This window comes from Burkholderia pyrrocinia (assembly GCF_022809715.1).
GTDB classification, from domain to species: domain Bacteria; phylum Pseudomonadota; class Gammaproteobacteria; order Burkholderiales; family Burkholderiaceae; genus Burkholderia; species Burkholderia pyrrocinia_C.
Genome location: NZ_CP094460.1, coordinates 2587372 through 2601508 on the forward strand (window position 1 = coordinate 2587372; position 14137 = coordinate 2601508).

General features: G+C 62.0%; 15 protein-coding genes. 11 read left to right on the forward strand and 4 right to left on the reverse strand.

Annotation, left to right across the window (positions count from 1 at the left end; translation table 11 throughout):
* Positions 1-13 precede the first annotated feature (13 nt).
* The 8 genes from MRS60_RS28445 to MRS60_RS28480 all read left to right on the forward strand — a co-directional run bounded on the left by MRS60_RS28445 (position 14) and on the right by MRS60_RS28480 (position 7557).
* Positions 14-1033, forward strand: a complete 1020-nt coding sequence (locus tag MRS60_RS28445; RefSeq protein ID WP_034181947.1) for a hydroxyquinol 1,2-dioxygenase — start codon at positions 14-16, stop codon at positions 1031-1033.
* A 44-nt stretch (positions 1034-1077) separates the two neighbouring features.
* Positions 1078-2544, forward strand: a complete 1467-nt coding sequence (locus tag MRS60_RS28450) for an aldehyde dehydrogenase family protein (protein ID WP_217588758.1) — start codon at positions 1078-1080, stop codon at positions 2542-2544.
* 7 nt (positions 2545-2551) lie between these two features.
* A complete protein-coding gene (locus tag MRS60_RS28455; RefSeq protein WP_243566048.1) occupies positions 2552-3619 on the forward strand; it encodes a maleylacetate reductase in 1068 nt (355 codons plus the stop codon).
* 34 nt (positions 3620-3653) lie between these two features.
* Positions 3654-4523, forward strand: coding sequence for an intradiol ring-cleavage dioxygenase (locus MRS60_RS28460; RefSeq protein ID WP_243566049.1), 870 nt, complete (start codon positions 3654-3656; stop codon positions 4521-4523).
* A gap of 4 nt (positions 4524-4527) precedes the next feature.
* Entirely contained in the window at positions 4528-4839 is a 312-nt protein-coding gene (locus MRS60_RS28465) for a YciI family protein (protein WP_072438385.1), read from the forward strand.
* Between the two features lie 3 nt (positions 4840-4842).
* Positions 4843-5178 (forward strand): Rieske (2Fe-2S) protein, encoded by a 336-nt coding sequence (locus MRS60_RS28470; RefSeq protein ID WP_081938489.1) that lies wholly within the window; start codon positions 4843-4845, stop codon positions 5176-5178.
* Positions 5179-5376: 198 nt separating this feature from the next.
* Complete coding sequence (locus MRS60_RS28475; protein ID WP_243566050.1) at positions 5377-6465, forward strand: porin; 1089 nt, start codon at positions 5377-5379, stop codon at positions 6463-6465.
* A gap of 279 nt (positions 6466-6744) precedes the next feature.
* Positions 6745-7557: a hypothetical protein gene (locus MRS60_RS28480; RefSeq protein ID WP_243566051.1), complete on the forward strand. Its 813-nt coding sequence runs from the start codon at positions 6745-6747 to the stop codon at positions 7555-7557.
* 237 nt (positions 7558-7794) lie between these two features.
* Here MRS60_RS28480 and MRS60_RS28485 read toward each other — a convergent pair whose 3' ends face one another.
* The 4 genes from MRS60_RS28485 to MRS60_RS28500 all read right to left on the reverse strand — a co-directional run bounded on the left by MRS60_RS28485 (position 7795) and on the right by MRS60_RS28500 (position 11705).
* Positions 7795-10242: a heavy metal translocating P-type ATPase gene (locus MRS60_RS28485; protein WP_414856213.1), complete on the reverse strand. Its 2448-nt coding sequence runs from the start codon at positions 10240-10242 to the stop codon at positions 7795-7797.
* 241 nt (positions 10243-10483) lie between these two features.
* Positions 10484-10738 (reverse strand): DUF5676 family membrane protein, encoded by a 255-nt coding sequence (locus MRS60_RS28490; RefSeq protein ID WP_105393332.1) that lies wholly within the window; start codon positions 10736-10738, stop codon positions 10484-10486.
* 72 nt (positions 10739-10810) lie between these two features.
* Complete coding sequence (locus tag MRS60_RS28495) at positions 10811-11467, reverse strand: methyltransferase family protein (protein ID WP_034181954.1); 657 nt, start codon at positions 11465-11467, stop codon at positions 10811-10813.
* Positions 11451-11705: a DUF2933 domain-containing protein gene (locus MRS60_RS28500; RefSeq protein WP_081938508.1), complete on the reverse strand. Its 255-nt coding sequence runs from the start codon at positions 11703-11705 to the stop codon at positions 11451-11453. The genes MRS60_RS28495 and MRS60_RS28500 overlap by 17 nt, the downstream gene beginning before the upstream one ends.
* 398 nt (positions 11706-12103) lie before the next feature.
* Between MRS60_RS28500 and MRS60_RS28505 the strand changes: the two genes are divergently transcribed.
* The 3 genes from MRS60_RS28505 to MRS60_RS28515 are packed head-to-tail and all read left to right on the forward strand — an operon-like array spanning position 12104 to position 14117.
* A complete protein-coding gene (locus tag MRS60_RS28505) occupies positions 12104-12766 on the forward strand; it encodes a LemA family protein (RefSeq protein WP_034181955.1) in 663 nt (220 codons plus the stop codon).
* Positions 12767-12783: 17 nt separating this feature from the next.
* Complete coding sequence (locus MRS60_RS28510; RefSeq protein ID WP_243566837.1) at positions 12784-13617, forward strand: TPM domain-containing protein; 834 nt, start codon at positions 12784-12786, stop codon at positions 13615-13617.
* 2 nt (positions 13618-13619) lie between these two features.
* On the forward strand, positions 13620-14117 hold the full coding sequence (locus MRS60_RS28515) for a TPM domain-containing protein (protein ID WP_152865529.1): 498 nt from the start codon (positions 13620-13622) through the stop codon (positions 14115-14117).
* Positions 14118-14137 lie beyond the last annotated feature (20 nt).

Here is a 14137-nt window from a genome sequence, read left to right on the forward strand (position 1 = left end):
CAGGAGACACGTTATGGCCACCCTCGAGACCCTCGACCCTTCCGCCGGTTTTGCCGCCGATCTGGTGCGATCCACGCAAGCCGATGCCGTTACCGGCTACCGCCGCTTCCAGCTCGGCGAGTTCGCGTTCCAGCGCGATGAGTATTTCGTGAAGATCAGCTGGCCCGCGAAAGGCCAGACCCGCACGCATGCGATGCCGGCCGACGCGTTCCTGCGCGCGATGATGCGCGACGTGGCGTGGGGCTTCTTCTACGGCTGGGTGAATTTCGATCACGTGTTCGGCACGCGCAATCACTACGGCAAGGTGGACATGTATGCGGGCACCTTCAACGGCATCCTGAAAGACGCCGGGGTCGACTACACCGAGACCTTCGAAACGCCGACGATCATGGCGACCTTCAAGGCGATGCTGCACGACTGGACGAACGAAGGCTTCGACCCGTTCGCGGCGCCCGAGGAAACGGGCACGGCATTCGGTCGCAAGCACGGCGACAACGGCTCGGCCATCGAGCGCACGCGGATCGCGACGCGCCGCATGCCGGGCCTCGAAGGCGACTCGCCGCTGCGCGACGAACTGCCGGTCAACCGCGCGTTCCTCGACGTCGCGCAGGACGAGCCGGAAGTGCATGTCGAGCCGGGCTTCGAAGGCGAGCTGCACGCGTTCAACCTGTTCAAGTACCTGTCGCGCTCGGACGTGACGTGGAATCCGTCGGTCACGTCGGTGTGCGGGCGCAGCCTGTTCTGCCCGACCACCGAGGAATTCATCCTGCCGGTCTTCCACGGCAACGACCGCGTCGAATGGTTCCTGCAACTGTCCGACGAAATCGTGTGGGACATCGGCGACAAGAACACCGGCGCACCGCGGGCACGCGTCACGATGCGCGCCGGCGACATATGCGCGATGCCCGCCGACATCCGGCACCAGGGCTATTCCACGAAGCGTTCGATGCTGCTGGTCTGGGAAAACGCGACACCGGACCTGCCGCAACGCTACGAGAGCGGCGAGCTCGCGCCGTATCCGATCGCGTTCTGAGCAGCGCTTCAGATTTCGCTTCAGCAATACACCGAGGACGATTCATGCAAACCCAACTCTTCATCGACGGGCGCTTCGTTGACGCCGTCGACCGCGGCACGATCGACGTGCTGAATCCTCACGACGGCTCCGTCATCACGAAGATCGCCGCGGCCACCGCGGCGGACGTGGACCTGGCCGTCGAAGCGGCGACCCGCGCGTTCCCGAAATGGTCGGCCATGCCGGCAGCCGAACGCGGCCGGCTGCTGCTGCGCCTCGCCGATGCGATCGAGGCGCATGCGGAGGAGCTGGCGCAGCTCGAATCGCTCGACACCGGCCACCCGATTCGCGATTCGCGCGCGCTCGACGTGCCGCGCACGGCGGCGTGCTTCCGCTACTTCGGAGGCATGGCCGACAAGCTGCAAGGCTCGGTGATTCCCGTCGAAACCGGCTTCCTGAACTATGTGCAGCGCGCGCCGATCGGCGTCGTCGGCCAGATCGTGCCGTGGAATTTCCCGCTGATGTTCACGAGCTGGAAGATGGGCCCGGCGCTGGCCGCCGGCAACACGGTGGTGCTCAAGCCGTCCGAAATCACGCCGCTGTCGACGTTGCGCATCGTCGAGCTGATGGCCGAGGTCGGGTTCCCCGCAGGCGTCGTCAATATCGTTCCCGGTTACGGACATACGGCCGGCCAGCGTCTCGCCGAACACCCGGGCGTCGGCAAGATCGCGTTCACGGGTTCGACCGCAACCGGCCGCCGGATCGTCGAAGCGTCGCAGGGCAACCTGAAGCGCGTTCAACTGGAGCTGGGCGGCAAGGGCGCCAACATCGTCTTCGACGATGCCGAGCTCGACGCGGCCATCAACGGCGCCGCATGGGCGATCTTTCACAACCAGGGGCAGGCGTGTATCGCGGGGTCGCGCCTCGTGCTGCACGAGCGCATTGCGGACGCGTTCCTCGAGCGATTCGTTGCGCTCGCATCGTCGATCCGGATCGGCAACCCGTTCGACGCCGATACCGAGATGGGCCCGCTGACGTCGAAGCAGCACCTCGAGCGCGTGCTGTCGTTCGTCGACGTCGCGCGCGAGCAGGGCGGCCGCGTGCTCACCGGCGGCAGCGTGCCGCAAGATCCGGCACTGGCCAACGGCTACTATGTGCGCCCGACGGTCATCGAAGCGAAGAGCGCGACCGACCGCATCGCGCAGGAGGAAGTGTTCGGCCCGTTCGTCACCGTGCTGCGCTTCGGCAGCGACGAAGAAGCGCTGGCCATCGCCAACGCGACGGAATACGGGCTGGGCAGCGGCCTGTGGACCCAGAACCTCTCGCGTGCACACAAGATGGCGTCGCAGATCAACGCGGGCATGTGCTGGATCAACTGCTACAAGCGCGTCAATCCGGGCAGTCCGTTCGGCGGCGTGGGCAAGTCGGGCTACGGCCGCGAGATGGGCTTCGAAGCCATGCACGACTACACTGAAGCTCGGTCGGTTTGGGTCAATGTCGACGGCAACGTGCCGCCGCACTTCAAGCGCTGAGGCTTTCATGGAACGTTTCGTCTATCAGGGCACGCCTTCCCGCGTGGTGTTCGAATGGGGGGCGCTCGCCAGGCTGCCGGACGAGCTGTCGGCGCTCGGCGCGCAGCGCGCGCTCATCCTGTCCACGCCCGAGCAGCGGCCGCTCGCCGACCGCGTGAAGGCGGTACTGGGCGAGCGTGCGGCCGGCGTGTGCGCACAGGCGGTCATGCACGTTCCGGTCGAAGTCGCGCGTGCCGCGCGCGAGATGGCCGCCGAGCTGGGCGCGGACTGTTGCATTGCGATCGGCGGCGGCTCCACGATCGGACTGGGCAAGGCCATTGCGCTCGAATCGTCGCTGCCGATCCTGGCCGTGCCGACGACTTACGCCGGCTCGGAGATGACGCCGATCTACGGGCTCACCGAAGGCCGGCTGAAGCGCACCGGGCGCGATGCACGCGTGCTGCCGCGTACCGTGCTCTACGACCCGTCGTTGACGTTGTCGCTGCCGCCGGGCATTTCGGCGGCGTCCGGTGTCAATGCGATGGCGCATGCCGTCGAGGCGCTCTATTCGGAAGACGCGAACCCGGTGATCAGTTTGATGGCCGAGGAATCGATTCGCGCGCTCGGCGAAGCGCTGCCCGTCGTGGTGCGCGATCCGGAAAACCGGGAGATGCGCAGCCGCGCGTTGTATGGCGCGTGGCTCGCGGGAACCTGCCTGGGCGCGGTCGGCATGGCGCTGCACCACAAGCTTTGTCATACGCTCGGCGGCACCTTCAACCTGCCGCATGCGCAGACGCACGCGGCCATGTTGCCGCATACCGCGCACTACAACCACGCCGCTGCGCCCGGCGCGCTGCGCCGCGTCGCGCGGGCGCTGGGCGGGAACGATGCAGCTGACGCCGGCCCGCTGCTGTTCAGGCTGAACGAGCAGCTCGGCATCGCGCCGGCGCTCGCCGACATCGGGATGCCGCAGGAAGGCCTCGACGAAGCGGCCGATCTCGCATGCCGGAATCCGTATGCAAATCCGCGGCCGATCGAACGCTCGGCGATTCGTGCGCTGCTTCAGGACGCGTGGGAAGGGCGCGCGCCGCATTGAACGGCCTGACGTGCAAAGGGAAAGGGAGACAGACATGAATGAGCACCATGACAGCGACACGAGGCTGACCGAGCAGGTTGTCGCCAGCTTCGAAGGCACGCCGAACCCGCGCTTGCGCGTGCTGATGCAGAGCCTCGTGCGGCATCTTCATGCGTTCGTACGCGAGACGGAACTGACGGAAGCCGAGTGGATGGCGGCGATCCGCTTCCTGACCGAGACGGGGCAGATGTGCGACGACGTGGTGCGCCAGGAGTTCATCCTGTTGTCCGACACGCTGGGCGTTTCGATGCTCGTCGATGCGATCAACCATCGCTTCGCAACCGGCGCAACGGAGACGACGGTATTCGGCCCGTTCTACATCAAGGGGATGCCCGAGCGTGCGTATGGCGAGAACATGGCGCTCACGCCGGGCGCACCGGTCGTCGTGCATGGGCGCGTGCTGACCACCGACGGTGATCCCGTGAAGGACGCCGTGCTCGACGTGTGGCAAACCGCGGAGAACGGCATGTATTCCGGGCAGGACACGGCGCAGCCGCACGGCAACCTGCGCGGCCGCTACCGGACCGATGCCGAAGGCCGTTACGCGATCACGACGATTTTGCCGGTCAGCTATCCCATTCCGACCGACGGCCCGGTCGGGAAGATGCTCGACGCCACCGGCCGCCATCCGTGGCGGCCCGCGCATCTGCACTTCATGATCGACGCGCCGGGCTTCCGTACGCTCGTTACGCATCTTTTCGACGAGGACGACCCGTACCTGAAGTCGGATGCCGTCTTCGGCGTGAAGCCGTCGTTGATGGTCGCGTATCGTCAGCGTGCCGCGCATGACGAGCTCGCCCGTCAGTTCGGACTGAACGGCCCGTACCGCGAAGCGACGTACGACTTCGTCCTCGACCGGAGCTGATCGAATGGCTCGATTTTTCGCGGTGTTTGCGACGGACCAGCCCGGTATGCGAGACGTGCGCGACCGTGTGCGGCCCAGTCATCGGAGTTACCTGCGCGCGGCTTCGCAGCACGGCGTGTATGTGCGGCTCGGCGGCCCGACGCTGGACCCGCAGGGCGACGCAATGAACGGAACGCTGCTTGTCGTGGAGGCCGACGATATTCATGCGGTGATGCAGTTTGTCGGAAACGATCCGTATGTGAAGGAGGGGTTGTTTTCGCGTGTGGAAGTGCGTCCTTGGGACTGGAGCCTGGGAAACCCCGAGCAGAGAGTGTGAATCATGGACGCAACGCAACTCTGCCGCTTTTCCGATGTGCCTGATGGCGGCGCGCGGGTGGTCGACGAAGCGTGCATCGGACGCCCCGTGATCGTGGTGCGGCGGGGCGAGCGGGTGTGGGCGTATGTGAATCGATGCCCGCATTTCTCGGTGCCGCTCGATTTTGTGCCGGGCAATGTTTCCTGCTACCGGTCGCAGGTGTTGATGTGTGCGCACCACAGCGCGTTGTTCCGGTTCGATGACGGTGTATGTATCGACGGGCCGTGCTCGGGTTCGGCGTTGGAAGCCGTGGCTGTCGAGGTGGATTCTGCCGCATGGGTTGTCTGGCGAGGCGCTTGATTCGAGTGTTTTGATCGGTACGTGTGGGCAGTCCATTTTCCATGCGGCGATCTTCGAATTTATAAATCAGTAAAACTAATCATATTTTCGGCGTCGTTATATCTGCCGGGATAAAGGCGTTGTTTTACGAAGCATTGAGCGAGAACCCGCCACGTAGCGGGTAGCAGGCTCGCATTTCCATAAAAAGACGGAGACGTGATGAAACTCAGGTTTGGAGCAGTGGCGATTCTTGCCGTAGCGCAGGGCGCATGGGCGCAGAGCAGCGTGACGATGTTCGGTCTTATCGACAGCGGCATCACGTATGTCAGCAACGAGGGCGGCGGAAAGAACGTCAAATTCGACGACGGGATATTCGCGCCCAACCTCTTCGGTTTGCGCGGCACGGAAGACCTCGGCGGCGGGTATCGCGCCACGTTCGCGCTCGTGAACCAGTTCTCGATGGCGAACGGCGCCATCATCGGGTCCGGAATTTTCGGGCGCAATGCCTACGTAGGCCTCGAGAGCGACCGGTTCGGCCGCATCACGCTGGGCAATCAGTACGACTTCATGGTGGATTCCCTCTTTTCGAAGGGGAATGCGATTGCGAGGGACATCTCGGGGCTGTACGGTTTCAGGAATGGCCCGTTCCAGCGTCTCGCGCTGCCGGGTAATCCGACCGGTGCGTTCGATTGGGATCGCACGGCGGGTAGCAAGCCGATCGCGAATTCGGTCAAATACACGTCGCCGACGGTCGCGGGTTTGTCCGGCGGCGTGATGTATGCGTTCGGCGGCGTGGCCGGTTCGATCGGCGCGGACAATGCTGTCAGCGCCGGACTGAACTATGAGGTGGGGGCTTTCGGTGTGGGTGCGGCCTATACGAATGAGAAGTACGGCCCGGCGCTCGGTGTGCCGTCGACGAGTGTTCGGAACTGGGGCGTCGGGATGCATTACGACTTTGGCGTCGTTACCGCGAGTGCGCTGGTGACCACCGTGCGGAATTCGTTCAACGATGCCGCGGTGTGGATGGCCGAAGGCGGTGGGGTGTGGCGCGTCAGGCCGGATGTCGTGCTGGGGGCGAAATACATGTACATGAAGGGTAATGAAGCAGTGAACAACAACCATGCTCATCAGCTCAGCGTGGCGCTTCAATATCTGTTGTCGAAACGGACGATGGTTTATGTGTCGGCTGACTATCAGCGGGCGAATAGTGGTGCGAATGCGCAGGTTAATGGCGTGCTGGATCCGAATGGGGCTTCAAGTTCGGCGAGCCAGGCGGTGGCGCGGGTGGGGTTGCATACGATATTTTGATTGGGGGTGCGGCGGCGGGCGGAACTTGCGTCAAGGTCCGCCCGGCACCGGACTAGTCGCGCGGCGACATGCCGACATGCGCGCCGCCGCTCTCGTCCGGTCGGTTGTTGTCGCCCGGACAACACGGTAGTGTGCCCGTTGACCTGCTGCCGGGCCGACAAAGAGCCTACGATAAGGTGCGCCGGCCATCGGTGAATTTCAAACAGGGGATGCGTGGCCGGTGATTCCGCCCTATAGTGCCCGTCGTTGACCGATCGGCAAGAAAATCAGGAGTTCGCCGTGTTTCACCGGAAATCCAAGTTGGGTCGTCCGCACTTCGTGTACGTCGTCGCCCTGACGATGATGCTGGCGCCAGTCGCGGCGCATGCAGAGGCGGAGGCTGTCGACGGCACGACGCGCATCGCGCCCGCTGTCAGTCACGACACGTCACCCGCACGACCGATTGTCGGCGACGACCCGGTTGCAATTCGGGATGCCCTGAAGAAGCAGCACATCAGCACCATCCCACCTTCGTTGAGCGACCGGGTTCGCGGCCTGGTCCCCGGCGCTGCCGACCGGCACGGCCCGAATCCCGACCTGGCGGCCGTCGATCTGGATCGTGACGTGACGTTCGTGGTGCCGGTGCGGTACGGGCTGAGGTACCGGTCACAGCGGCACCTATTGACGCTGGATGTCGACCTGTTCGACGTAGAGCGCGACGACCGGACGGGCATCCTGCTCAAAAAGGTCACGACGGGGCCGCGAGGGCGAGGGCTCGTGATTGCACCCGAAGCGAAGGCAAAAGGGTACATCCAGCGGGTCGACATCATCGAACTCGAGTCCGGGAAAGGCAAAATGACCACGGTTCGTAGCCGCATGCGGCTTTCGCCCGCCGTGTACGCCCAAACGCATGGCGACTTCGCACTCGTTTTTTCCGGGCGCCTGGTTCGGCCTTACCTGACCGAAAAAATCGAGCATGTCGATCCGAGCATTGACGAGCCGACGGACATTACGACCAGGATCTCCAGGTTGCACATGGATATCAATGGCATCTGGCTGGTGAGTCCGTCGAGCGGTGTCGTGCTGTCGAAGAAGCTGCGTCTGTCGAAGTAGCGTTTTTCCTGTATGAGGCGCCGATCCTCTGCACGATTGCGTGCGACCGCGGTGTAGTCGGCGTCCGCTCGAAACAATACAGCCGTGCGCGAAATGCACCAACGTTTCGGTATGTCGATGTCGAGGGGGCGTTGCGTCGCTGAGCTGCATGGATGTGGACCACGCCCACCCGAGGCCTTTCCCGCTGCGGCGGAAGTTGTACGGTCGTTATGCGACCGCCGCAAGCTGCGTGACAAGCTAAATCTTCGCGTTGCGCAGTCGCAGCGCGTTCGAAATGACTGAAGCGGAGCTTAGACTCATTGCAAGTGCGGCAATCATCGGCGAGAGCAGCAAACCGGTGAATGGATAAAGCACCCCAGCCGCCAGCGGAACGCCAAGTGCGTTGTATACGAACGCGAAGCCAAGATTTTGCTTCATGTTTGCGACCGTCGCCACGGACAGCTCTCGAGCACGGGCGATACCGCGCAAGTCGCCCTTGACAAGCGTCACCTGAGCGCTGCTCATCGCCACATCCGTGCCCGTTCCCATGGCAACGCCGACATCGGCTTTCGCGAGTGCCGGAGCGTCGTTGATGCCGTCTCCAGCCATCGCCACGACATGCCGGGCTTGCTGAAGCTGTGTCACCAGATTGAGCTTGTCGGCGGGCTTCACCTCGCCATGGAATTCGTCGACGCCGAGCTTCTCGGCCACGGCCTTGGCAGTGACCACGCCGTCACCGGTCGCCATCACGACTCGAATACCGTTCTCCTTCAATGTCGAAAGCGCTTCCGGCGTCGTCGCCTTTATCGGGTCAGCGACTGCCAGCAGTCCGGCCAAGCCGCCATCGACTGCCAAGTACATGACACTGGCGCCTTGCGCACGCATGCCGTCCGCCTCCTTGGCAAGCGATTCGACGGAGACGGCGTCAGTCTGCATCAGCGCGGTGTTGCCAAGCGCGAGTTTCCTGCCGGCGACCAGTCCTCGCACGCCAATACCCGTGGCGGATTCAAAATTTTCCGTGCGGTCCAAAATGAGCTTCTTCTCACGGGCAGCCGCAACGATGGCTGCAGCAAGCGGATGCTCACTACCTTGGTCGAGACTCGCCGCCAGACGAAGCACTTCGTCGGTCGTGTATCCGTTTGCGCCCACGGCTTGCTCGAACGCTGGACGCCCCTCGGTCAGCGTCCCCGTCTTGTCGACAATGAGCACATCGACCTTGCGCAGATTTTCAATCGCAGCCGCATCTCGAAAGAGAATCCCGGTCGCGGCTCCTTTGCCGCTTGCGACCATGATGGACATTGGCGTCGCAAGCCCCAGCGCGCAGGGGCACGCGATGATGAGCACCGCCACCGCATTGATGAGGCCGAACACCCAGCTGGGCTCCGGCCCAAAGATGCCCCACACGAAGAACGTCAGAAGAGCGACGCTGACGACCCCGACGACAAACACGCCGGCCACCTTGTCGGCCATACGCTGCATGGGGGCCCGAGACCGCTGCGCCTGCGCGACCATCTGCACGATTTGCGACAGCACGGTCTGCGAGCCGACCTTTTCGGAGCGGATGACGAGACTGCCTGTTGCGTTCATCGTTGCGCCAATGACGTGGTTGCCAACGCGCTTCGTGACGGGAATGGGTTCGCCAGTAATCATGGACTCGTCCAGCGAACTCGAGCCATCGGTCACCACGCCGTCCGTGGGGACTTTCTCGCCCGGCCGCACACGAAGCAGGTCTCCCACGTGAACATGGGACAACGGAATGTCTTCCTCGGAACCGTCCGGGTTGATGCGTCGAGCAGTCTTGGGTGCGAGACCCAGTAGTGCCTTGATGGCGGCGGACGTTTGCGAGCGGGCCTTCAGTTCGAGCAACTGCCCGAGAAGCGTCAGCGAAATGATGACTGCCGCCGCTTCGAAATACACGCTGACTCGGCCGTGCGCACTGTACGTTTCTGGAAACACCCCGGGGAAGATGGTGGCGATGACACTGTAGATATAGGCCGCGCCTGTCCCCAGTCCGATGAGCGTCCACATGTTAGGGCTGCGGTTCATGAATGAGCGCACGCACCGCGCGAAAAACGGCAGGCCTGCCCACAGGATGACCGGCGTAGAGATGATGAACTCAACCCAGCTTTCGGTGCCGGCGTCCATCAATTCGAGGCGATGGCCAAACATCGCCAGGACGAAAACGACGACGGTCAGTGGCAACGTCCACCAGAATCGGCGTCGGAAATCGACCAGTTCCGGATTTTCGCCTTCGTCGACGCTGGGCAGAACCGGTTCCAGCGTCATGCCGCACTTCGGGCATTGCCCGGGGTGGTTCTGGCGAATTTCCGGGTGCATCGGGCACGTGTAGATGGTGCCCTCGGATGCTGCTTGTGACAGCTGAACGGTCGAGGGCTCGGCGTATTTGGACGGTGCCGCCTGAAATTTCGCCAAGCATGCCTGGCTGCAGAACAAGTACCACTTGCCGTTGTATTCGCTACGGAATCCTGAATCATCGGATACTTTCATTCCACAGACTGGGTCGTGAAGTGAATCCCGGGTGCGAACATGCTCGCCATACCCCTCATGATGATGAGCATGTGCATCGCGTCCATGCTCAGCGGAATGGACGTGCTTGTCCACCCCATCTGCAGGATGCCCGTCCGGCGACGAGTGCTCCAGAATCCGTTGGCGATTAAGCCTGTCTTCGCCGGGTTGACCGCTCATTTTGACGCTCCTTTGCTCATCCGTTCAGCTCCCATTGGGACTCGTCGCCCTGCGCATTCGATATTGCCGTGATGACGGTGCTACCGCGTGCCGATGTATTGAGCAAGAGCGCAGGAGCAACGTTGATTCCGCGCGTTCCCGTTCTACCAGTGACCTCAATCTTCTGATCCCAGAGACCGACACCGGCAACATGCGGTCCGGGAGAGACGTATAGGCATACGGGAATGCGTCAGTTCGGCCCTCAGAGGCGGTTGTGTAACCATGCGAAGAAGGCGCCGGCTGCAAAGAACCAGACCGCAAACACAAAGGCCGGGTAGATAACAAACCACCAGGACAGTGGCTCGCCCGTCTGAAGGCGGCGGAAATCGAGTCCGTGAAAAAGAGCGTTCATGAAGTTCATGAACGGTTCAGGAAGTGCCATCCATACAAGCGTGCATAGGACATAGAAGAGCACAACCGTGACTGAAAGCGTCACACCAGTCTTGAAGGGCCTCATGGCAGCCTCCTCATCCCGGAAGATTACGATGGAGTTCAGCAGCAGTGCCAGCTATGGGTGAGCCGCCTGAATTCAATGTACTTGGGCCGGGCGTTTTCCAACCAAGTTGGGTACAAAGCGCGGCGTGTGTGCCGCGTATTCACGCCACGCCTCGCCGAACTGCGCGTCCGAATCGCGCTCCTCTTGTATCGCTAGTCGAACGTACATGAAAACTAGAATAGGGAACATTGCCAAAGTAACGAGCGTGGGCCATTGGAGCAGGAAACCCAGCATGATGACGACGAACCCGACGTACTGAGGGTGTCGGATTTTCGCGTAGGGCCCGGTGGTCGCCAACTCCTTGCCACGCTGAGCTTCATACAGTACGTGCCACGCCGTGGACAGCAAGTAGAAGCCGCCCAATATCAAGAAGAAGCTGAGAAGATGCGGAAGTCCGCCATGCGGGTCGCCGTGCCTGCCAGTCAAAGTCCACCAGAGGTGTCCTGCATCGTGCGATAGAAAATTTGTTTGCGGAAAGCGCGTCTGCAACCAGCCCGATAGCAAATAGATGGTGAGTGGAAACCCATACATTTCCGCGAATAGCGCGACGATGAAGGCGGAGAATCCACCGAACGTTCGCCAGTCCCGCTTTGTCGCCGGCTTGAAGAAGCTGAACGCGAAGATGATGAAGACAAGGGAATTGATAGCTACGAGGCTCCATAGCCCGTAACCGTCACCGATGCTGGTCATGACCGTCTCCCGAATCAGGACGCCCGTCGATCGTTTTCGTCCCGTGGTGCCCGTGCCCATGGTGCATAAACAGATGCATCAGCGGGCACGAGAGCAACAGCAGATATGGCAACACCCCAAGGAAGTGGGCGCGGTGTTCGGAAAGCAGGAGGAATAGTGCTATTGCAGCGAACGCGACGAGTGCAATGGCTGACCGTGATTTCCAGAACGGCCGAGCGCCATGTGAGTTGTCATCCATGCCTGTCTCCATCCTGAATCACTTGTCGGCGGCCGCCGGCGTACCAGCGATTGCAACGGCACTGACCATGCCGAGCGTTGCAATTGCGATTGCGGGTTTTTGCGGGAATGCCATCTTGTTCTCCACGAACATAGTTCTCGCGAGCCGGTTGAACCCCAAAAATCACTCTATGCTGACGCTCCTTCGATGGCTTGACGTGGCTCAACGAATCACGAACCGAATTCTTCATACGTAGCGCGGCCGCGGAGCGAACATGCGATCGGGCGGGTGTATCGGTCCGGACGTGCTCGACAATGCAGCATTGATGTGCATCAACGCTGCGACCGCCCAGCTCCTTACGATAGGCAGTGCACCCGTGAGCGGCAGAATGCCGCGGAATATCGAACAGAGGCGCATCCATGTCGGCAAATTCTGCAGCAATCTCCGCGCGGCGCCGTCTGGCCCGAGCACTTCTGACGGCAGCACTGGCGGTGAGCCTGCTTCCTCTCCCTGGGTGCGGCTATAACGCCATCCAGACCGAAGATGAGCAGGTAAAGGCCAGCTGGTCGGAAGTTCTAAATCAGTATCAACGGCGAGCCGACCTTGTTCCCAATCTCGTCAACACGGTGAAGGGGTATGCGAACCAGGAAAAGGAAGTGCTCGTAAGTGTGACGGAGGCCCGGGCGCAAGTCGGCTCGATTCGCGCCACGCCCGAACTCATTGGCGACCCGCAGGCGTTCGCAAAATTTGAAGCGGCGCAGGGACAGCTCACGTCGTCTCTGTCACGTCTGCTCGTGGTATCGGAGAACTATCCGCAATTGAAGTCGGATGCGAACTTCCGCGACCTGCAGGCGCAGCTCGAGGGTACGGAAAATCGCATTGCCGTAGCCCGCAATCGATACATTCGCTCCGTCCAGGCGTACAACACGACGATACGTTCGTTCCCGAATAATTTGACTGCAAAGGCATTTGGCTATCTGGAGCGCCCCAACTTCTCGGTGAGCAACGAAGCCGAGATTTCCAAACCGCCGCGGGTCGACTTCGGCTCGACGCCGGCATCTGCAGGCAAGGCCCCCAATTGAACATGTTCCGACTGGCGATGGCCGTCGTCTTAGCCTTCTTTGTCCTGGGGGGAGCCTGCGTCCACGCGGACGTCGTTGTCCCGCCGCTGACATCGAGAGTAACCGATGAGACTGGAACCCTGACGAGCGACCAGATGGCCAGCCTTGAGAAGGCGTTGAGAGAGTTTGAGGCGAAAAGAGGCGCGCAGATTTCAGTTCTCGTTGTTCCGACCACGGAGCCCGAAACCATCGAACAGTATTCGATGCGAGTCGTCGAGCAATGGAAGCTTGGGCGCAAGAATGTCGACGACGGCGCGCTCCTGATTGTCGCCAAAAACGACCGAACGCTTCGAATTGAGGTCGGATACGGCCTCGAAGGCGTGCTCACCGACGCGACGAGCAATCGCATCATCAACGAGGCGATAGTTCCGCGGTTCCGAAACGGGGATTTCTACGGCGGCATCACTGCCGGCCTCGACGGCATGATGCGAGTCGCTAGCGGCGAACAGTTGCCTCCGCCGCGGCGACAACGCGGGGCAGGCGATGGCGCCGGACGGTTACTTCCCGTCCTCTTCCTCCTGACGGTCATGGCCGGCGGCCTTCTGCGCGCCATGCTTGGGAGACTGCCGGGGGCGGCCGTTACAGGCGGAGTCGTTGGGGTACTCGCATGGGTTTTGTCGGGGGCGCTTTTTGTCGCCATCGCGGCAGGACTGATGGCGCTGCTCTTCACGTTGCTGGGGGGCGGGATGGGAGCAGCTGGCGGGCGCTTCATTGGCGGCAGCGGCGGTAGTTCCGGCCGCGATTCAAATCGCGACATCTTTCGCGGAGGCGGCGGAGGCTTCGGCGGCGGTGGCGCATCGGGACGGTGGTGAGCATGGACCTGAAACGCCTCTTCCGGCATCTTTTCACGACCCATTGGCGGGTCAACAGCGCATTCTCACGGCGGGAGCTTATCGCTATCGAAGAGGCTGTACGTACCAGTCATCGCGCGCACGTGGGTCAAGTCAGGTTTGCTGTAGAGGGTGCGCTGCACATCCGCGCCTTGCTGAAGGGCACATCTGCGAGGGACCGTGCCATCGAGGTTTTCTCGGACCTCCGGGTTTGGGACACGGAGCACAACAACGGCATTCTTATCTATCTGCTTCTTGCGGACCGTGACGTCGAAATTGTTGCGGACCGAGGCATACACGCCAAGGTGGATGGCCGCGAATGGGAGGCGATTTGCCAGGCCATGGAGGCTCATTTCCGGCAAGGCGATTATCGGTCCGGTGTTCTGCGAGGTATCGAGCAAGTTACCGAGCTGTTGCAAAAACACTTTCCGCTTCATGGTCCGCGGCTCGATGATCTTTCGAGCTCGCCCGTTGTGATATGAGCTCCGAAGCTTGACATTGG